The sequence below is a fragment of the Mariprofundus sp. NF genome (genome assembly GCF_013387455.1).
Lineage (GTDB): Bacteria > Pseudomonadota > Zetaproteobacteria > Mariprofundales > Mariprofundaceae > Mariprofundus.
In genome coordinates this window covers 169215-187334 of record NZ_VWNC01000001.1, presented here as the reverse complement: position 1 = coordinate 187334, position 18120 = coordinate 169215, and the positions used below count along the sequence as shown (strand labels likewise).

General features: G+C 52.3%; 18 protein-coding genes. 12 read left to right on the top strand and 6 right to left on the bottom strand.

Features of this window, described 5'->3' with window-relative positions:
- From F3F96_RS00920 to F3F96_RS00910, 3 genes are all read right to left on the bottom strand, one after another.
- Positions 1 to 1125, bottom strand: a complete 1125-nt coding sequence (locus F3F96_RS00920) for a hypothetical protein (RefSeq protein WP_176961376.1) — start codon at positions 1123 to 1125, stop codon at positions 1 to 3.
- A gap of 4 nt (positions 1126 to 1129) precedes the next feature.
- Entirely contained in the window at positions 1130 to 2572 is a 1443-nt protein-coding gene (locus tag F3F96_RS00915) for an adenylate/guanylate cyclase domain-containing protein (RefSeq protein ID WP_241697575.1), read from the bottom strand.
- A gap of 119 nt (positions 2573 to 2691) precedes the next feature.
- Positions 2692 to 3603 carry a GGDEF domain-containing protein gene (locus tag F3F96_RS00910; RefSeq protein ID WP_186338864.1) on the bottom strand — a complete coding sequence of 304 codons (912 nt, stop codon included), beginning with the start codon at positions 3601 to 3603 and terminating at the stop codon, positions 2692 to 2694.
- Positions 3604 to 3772: 169 nt separating this feature from the next.
- Here F3F96_RS00910 and yhbY point away from each other — a divergent pair, with 169 nt between their 5' ends.
- The 4 genes from yhbY (at position 3773) to F3F96_RS00890 (ending at position 6026) form a co-directional block, all read left to right on the top strand.
- Positions 3773 to 4051, top strand: a complete 279-nt coding sequence (yhbY, locus tag F3F96_RS00905; RefSeq protein ID WP_176961375.1) for a ribosome assembly RNA-binding protein YhbY — start codon at positions 3773 to 3775, stop codon at positions 4049 to 4051.
- On the top strand, positions 4048 to 4317 hold the full coding sequence (locus F3F96_RS00900) for a BolA family transcriptional regulator (protein WP_176961374.1): 270 nt from the start codon (positions 4048 to 4050) through the stop codon (positions 4315 to 4317). The genes yhbY and F3F96_RS00900 overlap by 4 nt, the downstream gene beginning before the upstream one ends.
- A gap of 88 nt (positions 4318 to 4405) precedes the next feature.
- Positions 4406 to 4786, top strand: coding sequence for a hypothetical protein (locus F3F96_RS00895; protein WP_176961373.1), 381 nt, complete (start codon positions 4406 to 4408; stop codon positions 4784 to 4786).
- Positions 4787 to 4790: 4 nt separating this feature from the next.
- Positions 4791 to 6026, top strand: coding sequence for a diguanylate cyclase (locus F3F96_RS00890; RefSeq protein WP_176961372.1), 1236 nt, complete (start codon positions 4791 to 4793; stop codon positions 6024 to 6026).
- 54 nt (positions 6027 to 6080) lie between these two features.
- Here the strand turns inward: F3F96_RS00890 and F3F96_RS00885 are convergent, their stop codons facing one another.
- From F3F96_RS00885 to F3F96_RS00875, 3 genes are read right to left on the bottom strand one after another with little or no spacing between them, the layout of a single operon-like run.
- Positions 6081 to 6659 carry a PilZ domain-containing protein gene (locus F3F96_RS00885; RefSeq protein WP_176961371.1) on the bottom strand — a complete coding sequence of 193 codons (579 nt, stop codon included), beginning with the start codon at positions 6657 to 6659 and terminating at the stop codon, positions 6081 to 6083.
- Positions 6652 to 8232: an HD domain-containing phosphohydrolase gene (locus tag F3F96_RS00880; RefSeq protein WP_176961370.1), complete on the bottom strand. Its 1581-nt coding sequence runs from the start codon at positions 8230 to 8232 to the stop codon at positions 6652 to 6654. Before F3F96_RS00880 ends, F3F96_RS00885 begins: the two co-directional genes overlap by 8 nt.
- On the bottom strand, positions 8232 to 8720 hold the full coding sequence (locus F3F96_RS00875; RefSeq protein ID WP_370465477.1) for a response regulator: 489 nt from the start codon (positions 8718 to 8720) through the stop codon (positions 8232 to 8234). Before F3F96_RS00875 ends, F3F96_RS00880 begins: the two co-directional genes overlap by 1 nt.
- Positions 8721 to 9334: 614 nt before the next feature.
- On the opposite strand from F3F96_RS00875, the gene F3F96_RS00870 reads away from it, so the two are divergent.
- The 8 genes from F3F96_RS00870 to fliG all read left to right on the top strand — a co-directional run bounded on the left by F3F96_RS00870 (position 9335) and on the right by fliG (position 18120).
- Positions 9335 to 10729: a sigma 54-interacting transcriptional regulator gene (locus tag F3F96_RS00870; RefSeq protein ID WP_176961369.1), complete on the top strand. Its 1395-nt coding sequence runs from the start codon at positions 9335 to 9337 to the stop codon at positions 10727 to 10729.
- Positions 10730 to 10905: 176 nt separating this feature from the next.
- A complete protein-coding gene (locus tag F3F96_RS00865; RefSeq protein WP_241697574.1) occupies positions 10906 to 12885 on the top strand; it encodes a tol-pal system YbgF family protein in 1980 nt (659 codons plus the stop codon).
- Positions 12882 to 14246, top strand: a complete 1365-nt coding sequence (locus tag F3F96_RS00860; protein WP_176961368.1) for a sigma-54-dependent Fis family transcriptional regulator — start codon at positions 12882 to 12884, stop codon at positions 14244 to 14246. Before F3F96_RS00865 ends, F3F96_RS00860 begins: the two co-directional genes overlap by 4 nt.
- Positions 14247 to 14297: 51 nt before the next feature.
- The gene (gene flgB, locus F3F96_RS00855) at positions 14298 to 14705 is read left to right on the top strand and encodes a flagellar basal body rod protein FlgB (protein ID WP_186338862.1); all 408 of its coding nucleotides are present in this window, start codon (positions 14298 to 14300) and stop codon (positions 14703 to 14705) included.
- Entirely contained in the window at positions 14705 to 15151 is a 447-nt protein-coding gene (gene flgC, locus F3F96_RS00850; protein ID WP_176961367.1) for a flagellar basal body rod protein FlgC, read from the top strand. Before flgB ends, flgC begins: the two co-directional genes overlap by 1 nt.
- 9 nt (positions 15152 to 15160) lie before the next feature.
- Positions 15161 to 15466: a flagellar hook-basal body complex protein FliE gene (gene fliE, locus F3F96_RS00845; RefSeq protein WP_176961366.1), complete on the top strand. Its 306-nt coding sequence runs from the start codon at positions 15161 to 15163 to the stop codon at positions 15464 to 15466.
- 12 nt (positions 15467 to 15478) lie between these two features.
- Positions 15479 to 17122, top strand: a complete 1644-nt coding sequence (fliF, locus tag F3F96_RS00840) for a flagellar basal-body MS-ring/collar protein FliF (RefSeq protein WP_176961365.1) — start codon at positions 15479 to 15481, stop codon at positions 17120 to 17122.
- Entirely contained in the window at positions 17119 to 18120 is a 1002-nt protein-coding gene (fliG, locus tag F3F96_RS00835) for a flagellar motor switch protein FliG (protein WP_176961364.1), read from the top strand. Before fliF ends, fliG begins: the two co-directional genes overlap by 4 nt.

The window sequence follows — 18120 nt, the reverse complement described above, 5'->3', positions numbered from 1 at the left end:
TTACTCCTCTTCTGGAACCGGGTCGGAATCTTTCTGCTCACGAAGCAGGTTCAAGCGCTCTTTCAACTGCCGAACGCGGTGCAGCGCTTCGACATATTCCGCCTGCTCCGGCATCAGGGCAACACTATCACTCCAGTAACTGATCGCCTCATCCAGCTTCTCTTTGCGGAAGGCCTGGCTACCTGCGGTGAATTTTTCGGCCGCTTTCGCCTCGATCTTCTTCTGCACCTGACTCAACAGCTTCTCTGCATCCTTGCCATCACCACGGCGATAGCTATGCGCCAGCCGTCTCGCCTCCAGCAGATCACCGCGCTTCATGGCTGTTTGAATCTGCTCGGCTGTAGCGGCTGTGGCTGTTGAAGCACGCTTACTGCTGTTATTCGTTCTCTTTTTATAGATATTACCATGGATGGTTATCTGTTTCGGCATCTCTTTGCTGATCTCAGCCAACATCCTTTTGCCTCGCCCTGAGTCGGGCTGCAATCTCAGATGGGATTCGACCTCGACATAGGCAATTTCAGGCTGATCTCTGCGCAGATAGAATTTAGCGCCCTGATATGCGGCATCAGCACGTTCATCCAACCCCTCAAGGTAGACCTCCCGCTGGTGCTGATAGACATCATCTTTGCCACTCAAGCCATGTGGTGGTTCATATGCCGGCAGGTTACCCAGCCATACTGAATCCTCGTTGCGGCGCAATTTCAGCAGCCGATCCAGACGCAGCTGGCGCATCCTGAACTCCATCTCAGAGCGTTTTTTCTCCATCACCTCAGGTTTGATGGTCACCGACTTGGCCTGAGCATAAGCCTCCATCGCATCAGCCCAGCGCTTCGCCCTCTCCAACCGCTTGGCAGTGCGCAGATAGTGAACAAAAAGTCGTCTGCGGGCCGGTTCGATGGTCTTTTTCAAATACCTGTGTGCTACAGCATAATCCTGATGCTTCTTATCCAGAGCCAGCACCCGCAGCCGGGCCTGCATGATTCGGCCCCGCTCGAAATCATACTTGATCTCCACATAAGGATTCATCACCTGGAAGCGCATACCTTTTTCAAACATACTGCTTTTGGTGGCAGCACAGGCAGAGAGAAGCAGAGCCAGCAGGGCAAATAGCAGAAGACGTTTCATCGGCTTATATCTCCCCTGCCATCTGACGCACATCCTCGGGAAGATCAAGATCAAATGCCAGACCAACGACATGTTCGATATTTCGTGCCACCTGCTTGCTCTTTATACTTACCACACCCAGTTCAAGCTCTACAGTCACACCCTTAATATCCCGCTCTCCGATACTCTCAAAGACAAAACCCTGACCCAGAGATTCAAAGGTGGCCCGAGGCATCACCAACGTACCACCCTGCCCGATGCCGGACATGCGTGATGCCACATTCACCGCATCACCAATAACAGTATACTCCAGCCGTTTGGCAGCGCCGATATTACCGGCAATCGCCTGACCACAGTTCATGCCTATGCGGAAACTGATCGGATCACCATCTGAACGTTTTATAGCCAGCTCCTGGCAGGCAATGGCAATAGCCAGCCCCGCCTTGGCAGCATGCCGGGCATGATCCTTATCCGCAAAAGGGTGATTAAATACCGCCATCACTGCATCACCAATATATTTATCCACATGGCCACCATAGTAAGCGATAATCCTGTTAAACACCTCAAAATGGGTATTAAGGACATTGACCACTTCGCTGGTATCGGTGGATTCAGAGAAGGAGGTGAAGTGAACCATATCAGCGAACAGAACCGTGACCTCCTGCCGATGATTCTCCAATCGGGTCGAGCCGCCATCAAACATATCGGTTACAAGTTTTGGATTGAGATAACGGCCAAACTCTTCCCGCAGCTTCTCTTTATGGGCAAGCTCCCGTGCCATCACATTAAACTGAGATACCGCATCAGAAATCTCATCATTACCGGAGACCTGCATATCCACATGGTAATCACCCGATGCCACCTGTCGGGCGGCATCAGCCAGCATCTCAAGAGGTTTACTCATGCGTCCGGCAAGCCAGTAGACCCACAGGGCTGAAAAGAGAACAACAATGACCGCAGCAATCGATATCTTCTGCCCCAGCTTACCGGCAATATCCTGCCACGCCTGCTCGGAAAAACGCACGCCCACTGCACCCAGCGACGTATCTGCATACAACACGCCTTTGCTATACCAGAGCGCCTCCACCGGCAGACGGCTCACACTGTTAGCCACCGATATCGCCGCAATCGGACCACCACTGCTGCCAACATCGCCATAAGAATGAATTTTACCATCGGACTTCCTGAGCAAGATACCGAGCACTGTCGGAACCTTTTCCAGAAACCCCTGCACAACAAGATCGGTCTCGGCACTACTGCCCGAGAGCATAGGCAGCTTCAACTCATCAGTCAGTCGATCCACCTGCAGTTCAGCCTGCGCTGCCTGACTCTCAAGCCATGCATCGCGCTCAATATCCAGAATAACAAAGAAAAGAAAAACAACGACCAGCGCTACGGTAAAACCAACGAGCATCGTCCATCGCCAGCGAATCGGAATACGTGGCACATAGGTTTTGACTGCATCCATGAGGGACTCAGCTCTGATTCGATAAGTTTTCTGCGGGTTTAAATCATCCGTCTGCACAGCTCCACTCTATCCAAACGCCCTATTGGAGCAACGCTGGAAAAGAGTCCTTACTCGAGGCCTCAGGAGCCCTCACTGTGAACGGCATCGGGGATATCACCTTCAATCATAACTCTGTTGCGGCCCTGATCTTTAGCCCTGTACATGCGCCCATCGGCAACATGCAGAAGGCGGTTGACCAGCGTGTTCACATCAGCCTTTTCATTGCCTTCAAGCATGGCAATGCCGGCAGAGAAACCAACCGTAACAATCTCTCCGCTCTCCAGACGAACAGGAGATTCGTTCAGATGATTCAGCCAGGTATCCGCCGCCTTTTTGGCACCTCGCAGCGTGGTGTGCGGCAGCAGCACGATAAACTCTTCGCCACCCCAACGGCCGGGAACATCGGACTCACGCACGCACTCCCTGAGCACCCGCGCCATATGTGAGAGCACCAGATCACCTGCCGCGTGGCCGTGCAGATCGTTCACCTGTTTAAAGTGATCCAGATCGATCATCGCAACGGCATAACTGTGTTGGTAACGAATCGCCTGCGATACACCCTGATGCAACTGATCCATCATATAACGGCGATTATAAAGACCGGTCAACAGATCATGGCTGGCCTGAAAATGGAGCTCCGCCTTGGCCTTTTTCATATTATTGATAATACGCAGAATCAGCTTGGCTTCCATGCCGCCAATCACACCACCGGCGCCGAGAATCTCTGAGGCCACCGCCTCAACCATCTCATTGTTGGTCATGTTAAAGACCACGCACGGCACGCTGTTTTTCAGCGCCTCCTCCAGATCAGAGAAGACAGTGATGCCATGCTCTCTGGCCAGCGCCAGACCCGGCGCATCCGCATTGCGATCCACCACGGCAATCACTTCAACCAGATCCTCTTCCAGCAGCATCTCAAGAATAGCAGTGCCTCCGCTGCTGGCACCAAGGATCACGGCACGGTGCGGATCTTCTTTCAGTACATTCGTCATAACTGCCACCCTACCCAAAAAATGAGATAAAAAAAGCGTCACAAAGAACTTTTGTAACCCCTTCTCCGTATGATCTGCAAACAGCTTGCCGCTGCTCTGCCCATGCGCATGAAGAGTTTGATTTTCATATCCACAAACAACCCCTAGTATGCGCCGCCGGAGAATATATATGCCCCTTAATAACAAACAGATCGCAGCACTGAAAACCAAAGCCCACCCCTTAAAGCCAGTCATCAGAATCGGTCAGAAAGGCATCACTGAAAATCTCATTGCAGAGACCGAACTGGCGCTCAATATTCACGAGCTGATTAAAGTTCATATTGCCGAAGATGACCGCAGCGTACGCAAGGCCGCAGGCGAAACGCTGGCGGCAAAAACAGGGGCAGAAATTGTTAACTATATCGGAAAAATCTGCACCCTCTATCGCAAACGGGAATCCGATTCTTGAGTCAGAAGGCAGAACTTATCCAGCGTACGCTTGAGGCCGAATTCAACCCTGAGTCGATAAAGATCGAAGATGAGTCCTGGAAGCATGCAGGCCATGCAGCTGCAAAAGAGAGCGGCGGCGGACACTTCACTGTTCAGATAAAGTCCAGCAGCTTCAATGGTCTGTCACGCATGCAGAGCCACAGAAAAGTAATGCAGGCCTTAAAACCTCTTTTCCCTGCCACCATCCATGCTGTCAGCATCAGGACTGAAGCAACCACAAGCTGATAACAGCTTGTGCATACCTCTACATCTGGCCCGATTCTTGCGAGCTGTTTTCTGATGATAGAAACAATGAACCAGTACGGAGCCCGTGATGAAGATTCATAATAACCTACCGGTATCCGGCCAAACGACTCGAAAAACAAAACAGAGTAGTGCAACCGGTGTGTTCCAGACCCTGTTTGACGCTGAAGTTTCAGATAGCCATGAGATTGAAAATGCAGATCAGGCAGCTACGCATGAACCTGAAAAGCGAGCCTGGCAGGCTCTGAACGAAAGCGTCATCCTGCTGGATCAGGCCATGCAGTGCCTGGAATCCGGGAACGCACCTACAGCTCAGATGATCTCAGACATTGAGCAGCTGAGAGGTCAGGTTCAACAGCACCTTTCAGCCAACACCCAGAACAAAGAGCTTCGAGAGGCTGACACCTTGCTTGCCGTTGAAGCCGAACGCATTCGCTCGCTGCAATCCTGATTCAATGAGCCAGGTCGAACTACTCAACAAACTTCTCGATGACATGGACGTGGTTCGCCCTGTTGTCCTTGCCGCCATGCCCGATGATATCGAGCTTCGCGCAACCACGCGGCGCATGATCGCCGCCCTTGAGCAGATCAGGCAGAGCCCCGGCATTCCGAACAACACTCACCTCTGGGCCATCCAGCAGTTTGCAAAGCTATTGGATGCTCAGCATGGCCCACTGCTTCGCCCTAACCACAGCGGCACGATCTCTGACGATGCCAAAGCGGCAGTAGAGGCTCAGGTGGAACAGAGGCAGGCGCTTATTATGCATGCCCTGCAGGATATCCCGGTCACCCGGGCCCTTCTCGACAGCACCAGCGGCATGATTGGTGAAAAGGCGCCCAAAAGCGACTCTCTGCAGCGTGCTGCCCGCCACCTGCAACAGCTGCTGCAGAAGCACCTGCAACACGATGTGGCACTGCGTACTGAGCTGGAGCAGCTGGTCGATGCCATCGCCCCCTCCCTGCAGGCAATCTCAAATGTACTGGAAGAGGCAGGCGAAGAGTCCGATGAGCTAAAACAGGCCAAACTGCTGTTGGAGCAGGAGCTCCCTGACGACATTGAACAGGCCCGAGCTGTATTGCAACAAGCGCGCTTGGGCATACTTTCAGCCGGCAACAAATTGAGCAGCGCCAGTGAAAAGCTGCATGAATCGATCCAGCTCAACGTCGAAAAACTATCAACACTCTCCAAACAGCTCGAAGAGGCAGAGTCTGAAGCCCGCAATGATCCGCTAACAGGCCTGGCCAATCGCAGACGCCTGGCGGAATACTTGAAAACACTTGGCCAGTCCAAATTCTGCTTTCTGGTTGTCGATATTGATCACTTCAAAAAAATCAATGATACCCATGGCCACGATGTCGGGGATGAGGTGCTGCAGCAGATGGCGCAAATGCTGGATGCATGCACACGCAGCACAGACCTGGCCGCACGTGTAGGCGGCGAAGAGTTCTGCGTCATCTTTCCCGACACAGACCTGGAGAACAGCACCCATCTGGCTGAAACACTGCGCCACTCCATTGAGATGAAATCATTCAGAACTACAGCTGGCATGATCGATATCACTGCCAGCATCGGTATCGCTGAACACCAGCCAAACACAGACCACGCCAACACCTTCAAAGCCGCCGATGAGGCGCTCTACCAGTCCAAAAGAAACGGCCGCAATCAGATCACAGTCTCCCAACAGGCATAAAAAAAGAGGGCTGAATCAGCCCTCTTCAATAAAATCTGTTGTTACAGCAATAGATTAACCATCTCTGTTTCTGCTGCGTGATCGGATCGTTTCACGATGCCTGCGATAAACATACTTTGAGATCGAATCCTCCTCTTCATCACAGCGATAATAGAACTGGACACCGATCCAGATGCGCTTGCCATCTCTGGACTCCACCCTTCGCACAGTGCCAAGCAACTCCAGCGTAGAAGGCGGAAATGATGGCAACATCAAGATAATTTTTGTGTTATCACCAGGGGAGTATTGATTGGAGGTGATAAAACTCACACCTGTCACACTCAAATTCACAGCCCGCTCCTCCAGCTCACTATGGCTGGCATCATTGAGCACGTTGACACCGATCAGATAGTTCAGTTTGGCATCAAGTGACTCCAACATATTGGCAACATCAGGGTTCATGCCCTCATGGGCTTCACCTGCGAAGACATCACGGCCGACCATATCCTGCAGCATGCTACTCTGCCGGGACTTGATCCCTACCTTGGTTTTATTGATCTCGAAAGCTTCCTGCGTCATTTTTTCGTCGCTAATAGGGATCATATCGTTGACACGAAAATCCTGCCTTCCATGATCATTTTTCGCTTCAGCCATAGTTACGAACCTCAGTTTTTACAGATATCAGGGCTGACAGGGGCATAACACCTTCAATGTTCTGTTGCTCATCTGCCTGCGTACTAACCGCCCCGCGCTCTATCGCGGCAAGGGCTACCTTGACTACCTCTGGATCAAATTGCGTGCCAGAACCTGCCTTCAGCTGCTCAACACAGAAAGAGAGGGGCCTTGCCATACGATAAACACGATGCGTGGTCATCGCATCAATGGCATCAGCCACGCAGACGATACGTGCTTCAAGAGGAATATCCTCACCGGCCAGTTGGTCCGGGTAACCAAGGCCATCAAAACGTTCGTGATGGTGACGTAGCATCAGCCGCTCCCTGATCATGGTATCCATGTTCTTCAGGATATTGTCCCCGATCGCAGGATGCGCCTTCATGATGGCGAACTCATTCTCAGTATACCGGTCTGGTTTAAGCAGAACCGCATCAGGAATACCACACTTGCCGATATCATGCAGCAGCCCACCGGTGCGAATGAGATCGACACGATCCTGATCCAGCCCCATATCCTCAGCCAGCACGGCAGAAAGTGAACCCACCCGCCCGGAGTGGTCCCGGGTATAACGGTCACGCGCCTCAAGCGAGCGCACCAGCGCAATCAAAGTCTCACGCATATTATCAGCCAGTGCCGCATGCACGGCACGATTATCCAGCAGGGTATCCAGCTCTTTGACCAGCAACCCCAGCATCTGACGGGTCTCACTCTTCAGAGGCTCACTCGATGCCGGATCAAGCAGGCATAACACACCCATCGAAACACCCTGCAGACGAACAGGAATGGCGACATGATGAGGCTCTTCCACCCCCGGCCAGCAGATGCCCGGAGCATCAGGGAAGGATTGAATAAGCTCTTCATCGCCAGCAACCAGAGGCTGAAAAGAGGTCTCATCAAGCGTACAGGATGGCGCGACTTCCCCCATACCCTGAGAGGAGACCATGACAAGCTTGTGGTGCCTGCGCTCAAAGAATGCAAGGTAACCACCCTTGGCATGCACCACTTCAACGGCAAGATTCAAAGCGCTGGCGCAGACAGATGAGACATCGTGCTGAGCGGGGATCTCATCGAACATGCGATAGACAAGGCCCAGGCGACGATCCATCTCAAACATTTCTGGAAGCAGACGATCAGAGGTGCGCTTCTGACGCTTTGGCTTGTCTGCAGCCGGGGTATGCTCATCATCTCTGCTGAGCATCTTCTCCAGACAATCAAGCAGCACATCCGGTGCAAAGGGCTTGGCCAGCACATGTTCGATGCCCAGCTGCAGCGCCTGCGCCATTCTGGCTGATGTCAAAAAGCCACTCATCAGAATGGTTGGGGGCATCTTCACGCCCTCCTCTTTGAGTGATGCAATCAGTTCAAGTGCATTGCCATCACCAAGACTCATATCAGTGATAAGGCCGTTCCACTCTTCAGAAACCAACACAGCCCTAGCCTCTTCAAGGCTACCAACCTGAGCAACTCTTACCTCTTCACTTAATTCACCGGCAATTTCAGCGACCACCTCGCGCACAGCAGGCTGATCTTCAATAATAAGAAGGTTCAACATCAGTAACCACCCTTTAAGCTTTGGCCATAGGCCTTGACCACGGCATGACCTGAAGGCTGCACAGCCTCACCAGCTGCACTGTTTTCGCCAGTGATCTCATTCCAACTGCGCAGCAGCTGCTGATAACGGGAGGCGTTGTCGAGTCGAACACGGATTTCAGGAAGTTGGAAAGGTTTACTTACAAAGTCATAGGCGCCCTGCTCAACGGCATGCAGGGCATTTTCGATTCCGGAGTAACCGGTCATCAGGATAACAAGGGTATCGCTAAGCTCATCATGAACGACATGACGAAGAAGGGTCAAACCATCGGCGCCAGGCATGACGATGTCGGTAAGCACAAGATCGAAGCGATCCTGTTTTAACGCCTCCAATGCCGTATCGCCACGACGATGCAGGGTTACATCGTAATTCGCTTCGAGTAGATACTCTTCTAATAGTGAAGCCAAAGCCTCATCGTCTTCGGCCAGCAACAACCTGGGGCGTTTCACACTTACCCTCCAAACTTATCATTCGAACGATAAAGGTTTAGCAAGTGTGATTCCAATGCTTTTTCTCCGGGCCTTGCCGGAAGCTCCGGCTGTGGTAACGCTGAGTGCCCGGCATGAGAGGGCTGCGCATCAGAAGAGAGGCTGACACGATCGGTCGTTGGTTTCGCGCCACCCTGCTGCCGATCCGGGACAGAAGAGGGCTTGGCATTCTGCTGAAGAAGCCTGTGGATTAAACCATCTACGGGCTGAACATTCATCGCCATGTGACCTCACCTCCTCTGCTGCACATGATCTGCAGGCAGACATTACCAGTACATCAGTACATATCGGGCAATCTGTTCGCAACTTTAACAATCCATAAACGTCAAAAATAAATCGGCTCAAAAACAGTCAATACCAGCCACTATTATTGTAATATTTCCCCTTACAATTAAGCAGGTTAAGAAACTTTCTCACGACAACACAACAACCAAACCGTGGTTTTTTGACTACGTCCGTCCCAAATCCACCCCGACAACCCAATATGGAAACAGAGAATGCTTGCTTTTACCTGTTGCCCCGTCATTATTTTGACTTTGATCAATGACGGCGCCGCAAAAAGGGGAGCAAAAACCGTGAAACAATCTGCATTTATCCTGCTGGTTGAAGATAACGATGACTTCAGATGCATCCTGCAGGAGGCGCTTGAAGCCACAGGTTATCATGTAACCGCAGCAGCCAATGCCACCCGTGCACAGGAGGCGATGTCTATTGGCAAATTTGATCTGACTATCCTCGACGTTCGCCTCCCCGATGGTAACGGCATTGAGCTAATGCGTGAATTCCGTCAGTCCGACCCTGACATGGGCATTATTATCATGACTGGCTACGCCGAAGTAGACACTGCTGTCGATGCAGTCCGCCTTGGCGCCAATGATTTTCTGAAAAAACCATTCGACATTGATGAGATGCTGGTGCGTATCAGCGAACTGATGAAAACCAGGCAGCTGAAAAAAGATAACCTCTCCCTGCGCGAGCAGATCCGCAGCCAAACCAGCAGAGAGGGGCTGATTGGTCACTGTGAGTCGATTCGCAAACTCCAGGAGACCATTAAACTGCTGGCCAATTCTGACAGTACGGTACTTATCAGCGGCGAGTCCGGCTGTGGCAAAGAGGTGCTGGCCAAAGCACTGCATAAATCAGGCTCCCGCTCCGGTAAGCCGATGGTCTCCATCAACTGTGGCGCCATCCCTGAAGAGCTCCTTGAATCTGAACTGTTCGGCCACGTAAAGGGCGCATTTACCGGTGCCATTCGGGCCCGCCCGGGCCGCTTCGAGATCGCCAATGGCGGCACTATCTTTCTTGATGAGATAGGCGATATGAGCCCGAAACTGCAGGTTAAACTTCTGCGCGTCCTTCAGGAGCGCTGCTTTGAACCGGTAGGAAGCCAGCAGAGCATCCATGTTGATGTGCGTGTTATTGCAGCAACCCATCGCGATCTTGAAGAAGAGATCATGGCCGGCCGTTTCAGAGAAGACCTCTACTACAGGCTCAATGTCATTCCACTCTATCTGGCACCACTTAAGGATCGCGGCGATGATATTCTGCTGCTTGCTGATCACTTTATTTCGCACTTCAACAAAGAAAAAGAGTCCTCTATCACCGGCTTTTCAGATGAAGCCAAACGCTCTATGCTCTCTTACGCTTGGCCAGGTAATGTCCGCGAACTGCAAAACCTGATCGAGCGGGTCACCACACTCAAACGTGATGGCATCGTTGAAGTCGAAGATCTTCCCTCGCGCATGATCAGCGACAAAGAGCGCGTACTGCAGAGCTTCCAGATGGATGTGACAGCCGCAGAGCAGATCGATCTGAAGGCCACAGTGGACGAGTTTGAAAGCCACCTGATCCTCTCAGCCCTGAAACGTTTCAACTGGAACAAAAACCGTGCTGCCAATTTTTTGGCTATGAACCGGACAACGCTGGTCGAAAAAATCAAAAAGAAGGGGTTACAGCCCGCTGAAAGCTAAGCGACTCTGACACTCAGCTGACAGCCGTCAGAAATCCCCTCATATGCAATCCCGCAGCACCTGCAACGGTGACTATTAATGTCATCCAAAGCCATGTTTAGACAGTACTTTTCCAATCCATAGGCAGAAAAAAACCAGCCCTGTCCTCTTCGGCATGAATCTTGCGATAACGGGACATGCTCCGCTCTATCATCATCGTCATTGCACTTATCCTGGTCATACCTTCTGCCAGCTACGCGCTGGAAAGCGAGCGCGTGCGCACCGTGCGCATCTTCCTGAACAACGGCAATCCGGTGCAGGCGGTACGTACAGCCGAGAAAGTACTCAAGAGTCAGAAGGTCACACGCGATGAGCGTCAAGAGCTCTTAAACCTGATCGCCGATGCAGAAATCATGCGTGCCACACATAAACATTTTGAAAACATCTCGCTGGCAGTTCGTGCCATTGATGCATCCCTGAAAGAGTTCCCTGAAAACCCGCAAGCCTCCGAACTGCGCTGGCAAAAGGCATGGTTACGCTGGAAAGCAGGAGATGACAAAAAAGCAGTGACAGCCGCGCGTGAAATCATCACCAAAGATCAACAGCCGCAAAACCTGCGTCGGGCATGGCTGCTGATGGCGCGCATCCACATTGAGCAGGAGCAGTTTGCCTATGCCCGCAGTGACCTGCTTCAATACAGCCTGCAAATTGGCAGCGACAGCTACCGACAGGCCATAGGCATGGCATGGATGGGCATTGTCGATCAGGGAGAAAAACGCCCTGAAGTTGCCTACAAAAGCCTACAGGGCGTACACAAAAACTGGCCGGAGATCATCACGGATGAACCGATTCTCTATGCCAACTTTATTCAGTTGCTGCATGAGAATGGAAACAACAAGACACTTCAGCTTTCAGAAGATTTTATCCGTCGTTATATCAGAACCATCCAGGCTCCCGCTGTGCGCCTGATCCATGCCGACATCATTGCTGACAACAACAAAACAGCTGCGGCCATAAAAGAGTACGGCATCCTGGCCGCCAACCAGGCTGAAACCACCATCGGGCGCAAGGCATTCATCCGCAAACTGATGCTGGAATTCAAAGATGAAACGGAGAAAGAGAAACTTCTTCCCGCCATGGTCTCACTGAAAAAAATTGCCGACTCCAATCAACTCTCTCTTATCGAAGATGAGGCCATGCTGGGGCTTGCGCGATTCTGGGCACGCATTGAGCAGACCTCTCTGGCCGCAGAAAAAGAGAGTGGCGAAGGACGAGCAGACTCCCCTGCTCTGCACGCCTATGCCAGGGCAGCAACGTCAGCAGATCGACGCATTGCTCAACGGGCACAGAAAGAGGGGGCGGTATGGCTGCAGGCAAGCCTTAACACCATGCTCAAGCAGGAGCAGTGGTTGAAAGCGGTGACAATCTGGAAACAGTATCCCCAGCTTCGCCCCAAACTCAGGTTGTCGCAGGAGCTTCGACTGGGCATTGGCCACGCCATGCGCCTGCTGATGCTCTTTGATGGCGCAGAAAAACTGCTCACTGATCTCTATAAGCGCAACAAGGCCAGCATTCGCGGCCAGCGCGTTATGGTTGAACTCTCCAAGCTGTGGATGGATCGTCAGGACTCCGATGGCGTAGAAAAAGTGATGCGCTGGCTTAACCGCAATGAGTTCACTATCTATCGCCCGGAGATTCTCGCTGTAGTCGCGCGCATGCAGATCAATCAGAAACAGGCGCAAGCGGCACGTCAGACACTCAATGCAGTGCGCGCCTCAGACCTGGCCCTGGAGTCCCGAGCCAACTTCTGGCTCACCAGTGCAGAGGTCTCCGCAACGCTTGGGCAGTGGCACACTGCTGCCAAGGCCTGGGGTAACTACCGGCTGAGTCAGGGTGCCAATGCCCGCATGGGCCTGCTTAATCAAGCCAAGAGCCTGTTTACTGCCCGTGAATACGCACAGGCCCGAAAACTCTATATGGAGACACCTGAAGAGGATCGTGATGGCGCATGGGAATACTATGTAGGCGTCTGTCAGATCCATAGCGGTGAAACCCAACAGGGCGAGCAGCGTCTGCAGGCACTGACACTAAGAAAAGATGCAGGAACCTATGCTGCACTGGCCAAACTGGCACTGGCAGATCAGCAGGCGGGACAGCTATTGGGGGAAAAACAATGAGCCTTTCCAATGTAGCACTGGTTGGATTTCCTCAGCACGAAGAGGCTGAGCTACGCGTTCAGCTTGGCAGGCTACTGCCGCAAACCGCTATCGAATCGATACCCAGCCAGACCCATGAGTACGTGTGTGACAATGATGCCCTTGTTTTTATCTGGGACACGGTCACTTCACCTTCGATTGTCCGACGTCTGTTTGACCACAATCCACAGGCCAACCTGGTTATCCTTACTAACAACGGTCAGGCCGACCGTGCAGCCGATCTGATGCATATGGGCATCATTGATTACCGCCTGATACCTCTGCCTGACGATATTCTCGAAATATATATTCGTAAAAGCGGCCACCAGAGTGCACTGGCACAACAGGCCAGCGAACAACAACGTCCGGCCCGCATGAAACAGCAGGATATTTTTGTCACTGAGGATGTTGAGACACGTCGCCTGCTTGATCGTGTAGCACTGGTGGCTCCGAGCTGTGCATCTGTACTGGTCATTGGCGAGTCAGGCACCGGTAAAGAGCGCCTCTCCCGTTACGTTCATGCCTGCTCCAACCGCCGTGACAATAATTTTATCGCCATCAACTGCGCTGCGATTCCGGAAGGGGTTCTTGAAGCGGAGCTGTTCGGCCATGAGAAAGGTGCATTTACCGGCGCCACTTCAGCCCGTCCGGGAAAATTTGAGCTGGCCCATGAGGGCACACTTCTACTGGATGAGATCACCGAAATGCCGGTGCATCTGCAGGCCAAGTTGCTTCGTGTTCTACAGGAGGGTGAAGTAGACCGGCTTGGTGGCAGCAAACCTGTGAAAATTGATGTTCGGGTTATTGCTACCAGCAACAGGGACATCGTCCATGCAGTTCAAAATGGCGATTTTCGTCAGGACCTCTACTACCGCCTGAATGTCGTTACGATTCAGCTTCCCCCACTCAGAGAACGTAAGGGTGACATTTTGCCGCTGGCCATTCACTTCCTTGGTCGCTTCAGCACCATGTACAGCAAACCGGCACCAAAACTGACCGGGCCAACCGTTCACCACCTTACATCACACCCGTGGCCAGGTAATGCACGTGAACTTGAAAACTGCATGCATCGCGCCTTCCTCATGGCTGAGGGTGATACCATTCATCCTGAACATCTCTTTCTCGATCCTGCCCCTGCAAACATGGGTGCAAATACAGAGAGCGGCGAGGATGCGATGCAGGCGGGTGTCACCATCCGTGACATGGAACGCACACTGATCGAGAAAACGCTTGTGCATGTGCAGGGCAACCGTACCGAGGCCGCCCAACTGCTAGGCATCAGCATCCGCACACTACGCAACAAGCTGCAGGGTTATGAGTCTGGCATGTCACTTGCTGGGTAGTTCTTACCTGTGATAAATAATTGGCGGCTAAGGCAAGAGGAGGTGTAAATCATGATTGATATGTTAGGCGACGGATTCCAGCGCATTGAATCCTCTCTGATCGCCAGAGAAAAAGCGCAGAGCGTCACCTCCAGCAACATTGCCAATGCCGACACACCTAACTATCGGGCGGACAACCGCTCGTTTGCTGACTTCCTCAGCGAAAGGCAACAACACAAAGGGGCAGGCAAACCTGCCGCCACACACGCCGGCCATATCAGTGATAGTGGCAGTGGACGTTTGAGCAGCAGCTCCGTTTTCGATTACAGTCCGGCCCGCAGAATGGATGGCAACACTGTGGATATTCAGAAAGAGATGGCGCGCATGAGTGAAAACCAGCTGATGCATGAGCTCTCCATGCGACTGGCCAAAGGTCGCATCAGCGGACTGCTCAATGCCATCAAGGAGGGTAATCGCTAATGGCTAATGATCTTCTCTCCTCCATGCACATCAGTGCAGCAGGCATGACTGCACAGCGCTCTCGCATGGACATTGTGGCGGAAAATATCGCCAATGCCGAATCAACCCGCACCCCTGATGGTGGCCCCTACCGTCGCAGACAGGCTGTTTTTGAGGCCACACCTGCAACCCAGTCATTCTCAAATGTATTTAACAGCAGTTTTGCAAAAGATCGCCATCAATCGGTAAGAGCTTCGCATGTAGCGCAGGATCCCACCCCGTTTCGTGAGGTTTTTGATCCCTCGCATCCTGATGCCGATGGCAAAGGTGTCGTGCGCATGCCGAATGTAAATCCGGTGGAAGAGATGGTGGACATGAATTCGGCGGCAAGAAGTTTTGAAGCCAATGTATCCACCATGGAGGCATCCAAACGGATGTTTCTTAAATCACTCGAACTGCTGAAATAGGAGATTGTCATGAGTATTCAAGGCATTGGACCCACAACTGGCCTTACCGGCAGCAACAGTCTGCAGGTTGGTGACAGATCAACCGCCGGCAAAGCAGATAATTTCGGCGAAATGCTCAAGGCATACACCGAGCAGATGAACCATGATAAAAAAGCTGCAGCCAGCGCATCGGTGGCACTGGCGACAGGTGAAAGTGTCAACACCTCCGAAACCCTTATGGCCATTCAGAAGGCTGACCTTTCGTTTCAGATGATGCTTGGCGTACGCAATAAACTGGTGGATGCATACCGCGAAATCATCCGCATGCAGGTATAGGGGATTTAAATCATGGCTGACTCACTGATGCCGCAGACACCGATGAACATGGCGACCAATCCCATTGATGCCACCTCGCAGGAGGCAGGTGCAACGGCGCCGGGCGCCACAATCCAGGTTCCACAGGTGCTGGCAAAATACAGAAAAATTCTTCTCTTTGCCGCAGCAAGTCTGATGCTGACCGGTTTTCTTGGCCTTGTTCTCTGGTCATCAGAGAAACCATATCGGGCCATTTATGCCGGCATGGCGGAAAAAGATGCCGCTACAGTGGTAGAAATGCTTCAGAAAGAGCATATCCCCTACCGTCTGGAGGGCGGTGGTACCGTCATGGTTCCAGAGGATCAGGTTTATCAGGTTCGCCTGAATCTGGCCGGTCAGGGTGTTACCCCTTCGGGTAAAACCGGCTTTGAAATTTTTGATCAAAGCAACGAGTTCGGCCTTAGTGATTTCACCCGCAAAATCAATCTGCAACGTGCGCTGCAGGGTGAGCTTGCACGCACCATTGAAGTGATGCCGCAAATCAGCGCCGCACGTATACATCTGGTACTGCCGAAAGAGTCAGCATTTGCAGATCGTGACCGCAAAGCTACAGCTTCGGTGATGTTGCAACTCTCCGGTGGACAGCGTCTGCCCAAGAGATCAGTCATTGCGATTCAGAATCTGGTTGCCGCCAGTGTGGCTGAGATGGACCAGAGTGATGTCACCGTTGTCGATGCATCAGGTTCACTACTCTCAGCCAACGAAAAAGAGGCTCCGATGAGCGAGGGTCAAACGCTGCAGGAGTATCAGGGTAAACTTGAGCAGCGCATGGAAGAGCGACTGACAGGTATGCTTGAGCAGATTGTTGGTGTAAGCCAGGCTGTTGTTCGTGTCTCAGCCGACATCAACCGCGAGTTTATCGAACAGAAAAACACCCGTTATAACCCTGATGAACAGGTACTGCGCAGTCGCAAGAGCATTTCGGAGAATCGCCAGTCCAATGAGGGTGCTGCCCTCGGCGTTCCCGGTCTGGCCTCTAATACCCCCGGTGCCAATCCGGCAACCGGCACTACAGGGGCACAACCCAGTGACAGCGCAAGCCGTAATGAGGATGTAAACAACTACGAAATCAGCACCATCAATGAGCATCGCATTGTGCCCTTTGGCAGCATCAACAAACTCTCCGTAGCCGTCATTGTCGGCGGTGCAACCCAGACCGGTGAAAATGGTGAAACGAGCTTCGCCCCACGCAGCAAAGAGGAGTTATCCAGCATCCAGGCGCTGGTTGAACGTGCCATGGGCTTCAATGAAGATCGTGGTGATTCAGTTGATGTGCAGAGCATGCCACTGATCGATATCTCCAGCGTTGTTGATGGTGAGGCGCTCGCCTCATCCGAAAACAGAGTCTTCTACATGCAGATTGTGCGCTACAGCCTTGCCGGGCTGGCGCTGTTACTGCTCGGATGGTTTGTACTCAGACCTCTTGCCCGCCGTATTCAGGAGTCTGCAGAGCAACAGCAGGCGGCCAGAAAAGGCCCTGAAGGTGTGCTTGGTCAGCATCAGCTGTCCGGCGAAGCCTATGCGCGTCTGGCCAATATGGAACAGGTCAGGCAGAGCGTGGTAACAGAGCCTGATCGAGCCAATAAAGTCATGCGCGAATGGGTGGATCCGGTATGAAGGGGAAAACTCAGCTAAGCGGTGAAGATAAAGCTGCCATTCTTCTGTTTGCCCTTGGGCCGGAAGCATCAGCTCCGCTTGTACAGCATATGGATGACAAAACACTCAGTCGTCTGGGCCGAAGAATGGCGGAACTGGGTAAGATTGATACAGAAGTTCTCGATGCTGTAACCAAAGAGTATCTGGAACTGCACCGCTCTGAAGATCCGCTCATGCGCTCCTCCCAGAAAGATGTCGTTTCACTGTTTCGTTATGCCATTGAACATGAGCGGGCAGACCGTCTTCTCAATGAACTCTCGGCACCCAAGTCGCTTGATATCTGGGAAAAACTTTCACGTCTGAAACCCGACATGATCGCCTCCTATATTAAGGATGAACATCCGCAGACGATCGCGCTGATTCTGGGCAACATCGACTCCTCGGTCGCCAGTCGTGTTATTGCACTGCTGCCGGAGGAGATGCAGCTCTCAGTGGTCATGCGCATGTCCAAGATTGAAAGTGTGCCCAGAGAGCTGGTTAAAGATATTGAGGAGACACTCGAGAAAGAGTTGGCGGATATGCAGGGTGACTCCGGCATCAGCTTTGATGGTATGATCAGTGTGGTGGATATTCTCAAAGGGCTGGAGAAAGAGGTGGCACGTCCGATTCTCGATCAGTTGCGCGATAAAGATGAGGATCTGTTTACCCAGGTGGACCGTATGCTGCTTGTCTTTGAAGATCTGAAAGATCTCTCCGACCGTGATATCCAGACCATTCTCAAACATATCTCCTCTGATGATCTGGTCAAAGCACTCAAGGGTGCCTCTGATGAAATTGGTGAGCGTTTCTTTGGCAATATGTCACAGCGTGCTGCTGAGATCATGCGCGAGGACATGGAGGTGATGGGGCCAATGAAGCTCTCGGATGTTGAAGAGGCTCAGCAGGGCGTACTCAAGGTGATCCGCAAGCTCGATGATGATGGTGCTATTGCACTCAGCACAGCCGATGACATGGTCTGA

Excerpts from the sequence above, each read along its gene's own strand:
- F3F96_RS00890 (WP_176961372.1), top strand. The coding sequence starts at position 4,791 with ATGAGCCAGGTCGAACTACTCAACAAACTTCTCGATGACATGGACGTG.
- fliG (WP_176961364.1), top strand. The coding sequence starts at position 17,119 with ATGAAGGGGAAAACTCAGCTAAGCGGTGAAGATAAAGCTGCCATTCTT.
- F3F96_RS00910 (WP_186338864.1), bottom strand. The coding sequence starts at position 3,603 with ATGACGAATGTACTGAAAGAAGATCCGCACCGTGCCGTGATCCTTGGT.
- fliE (WP_176961366.1), top strand. The coding sequence starts at position 15,161 with ATGAGTATTCAAGGCATTGGACCCACAACTGGCCTTACCGGCAGCAAC.
- F3F96_RS00920 (WP_176961376.1), bottom strand. The coding sequence starts at position 1,125 with ATGAAACGTCTTCTGCTATTTGCCCTGCTGGCTCTGCTTCTCTCTGCC.
- F3F96_RS00860 (WP_176961368.1), top strand. The coding sequence starts at position 12,882 with ATGAGCCTTTCCAATGTAGCACTGGTTGGATTTCCTCAGCACGAAGAG.
- yhbY (WP_176961375.1), top strand. The coding sequence starts at position 3,773 with ATGCCCCTTAATAACAAACAGATCGCAGCACTGAAAACCAAAGCCCAC.
- flgB (WP_186338862.1), top strand. The coding sequence starts at position 14,298 with ATGATTGATATGTTAGGCGACGGATTCCAGCGCATTGAATCCTCTCTG.
- F3F96_RS00895 (WP_176961373.1), top strand. The coding sequence starts at position 4,406 with ATGAAGATTCATAATAACCTACCGGTATCCGGCCAAACGACTCGAAAA.
- F3F96_RS00885 (WP_176961371.1), bottom strand. The coding sequence starts at position 6,659 with ATGGCTGAAGCGAAAAATGATCATGGAAGGCAGGATTTTCGTGTCAAC.
- flgC (WP_176961367.1), top strand. The coding sequence starts at position 14,705 with ATGGCTAATGATCTTCTCTCCTCCATGCACATCAGTGCAGCAGGCATG.
- fliF (WP_176961365.1), top strand. The coding sequence starts at position 15,479 with ATGGCTGACTCACTGATGCCGCAGACACCGATGAACATGGCGACCAAT.
- F3F96_RS00915 (WP_241697575.1), bottom strand. The coding sequence starts at position 2,572 with ATGGATGCAGTCAAAACCTATGTGCCACGTATTCCGATTCGCTGGCGA.
- F3F96_RS00880 (WP_176961370.1), bottom strand. The coding sequence starts at position 8,232 with ATGTTGAACCTTCTTATTATTGAAGATCAGCCTGCTGTGCGCGAGGTG.
- F3F96_RS00865 (WP_241697574.1), top strand. The coding sequence starts at position 10,906 with ATGCTCCGCTCTATCATCATCGTCATTGCACTTATCCTGGTCATACCT.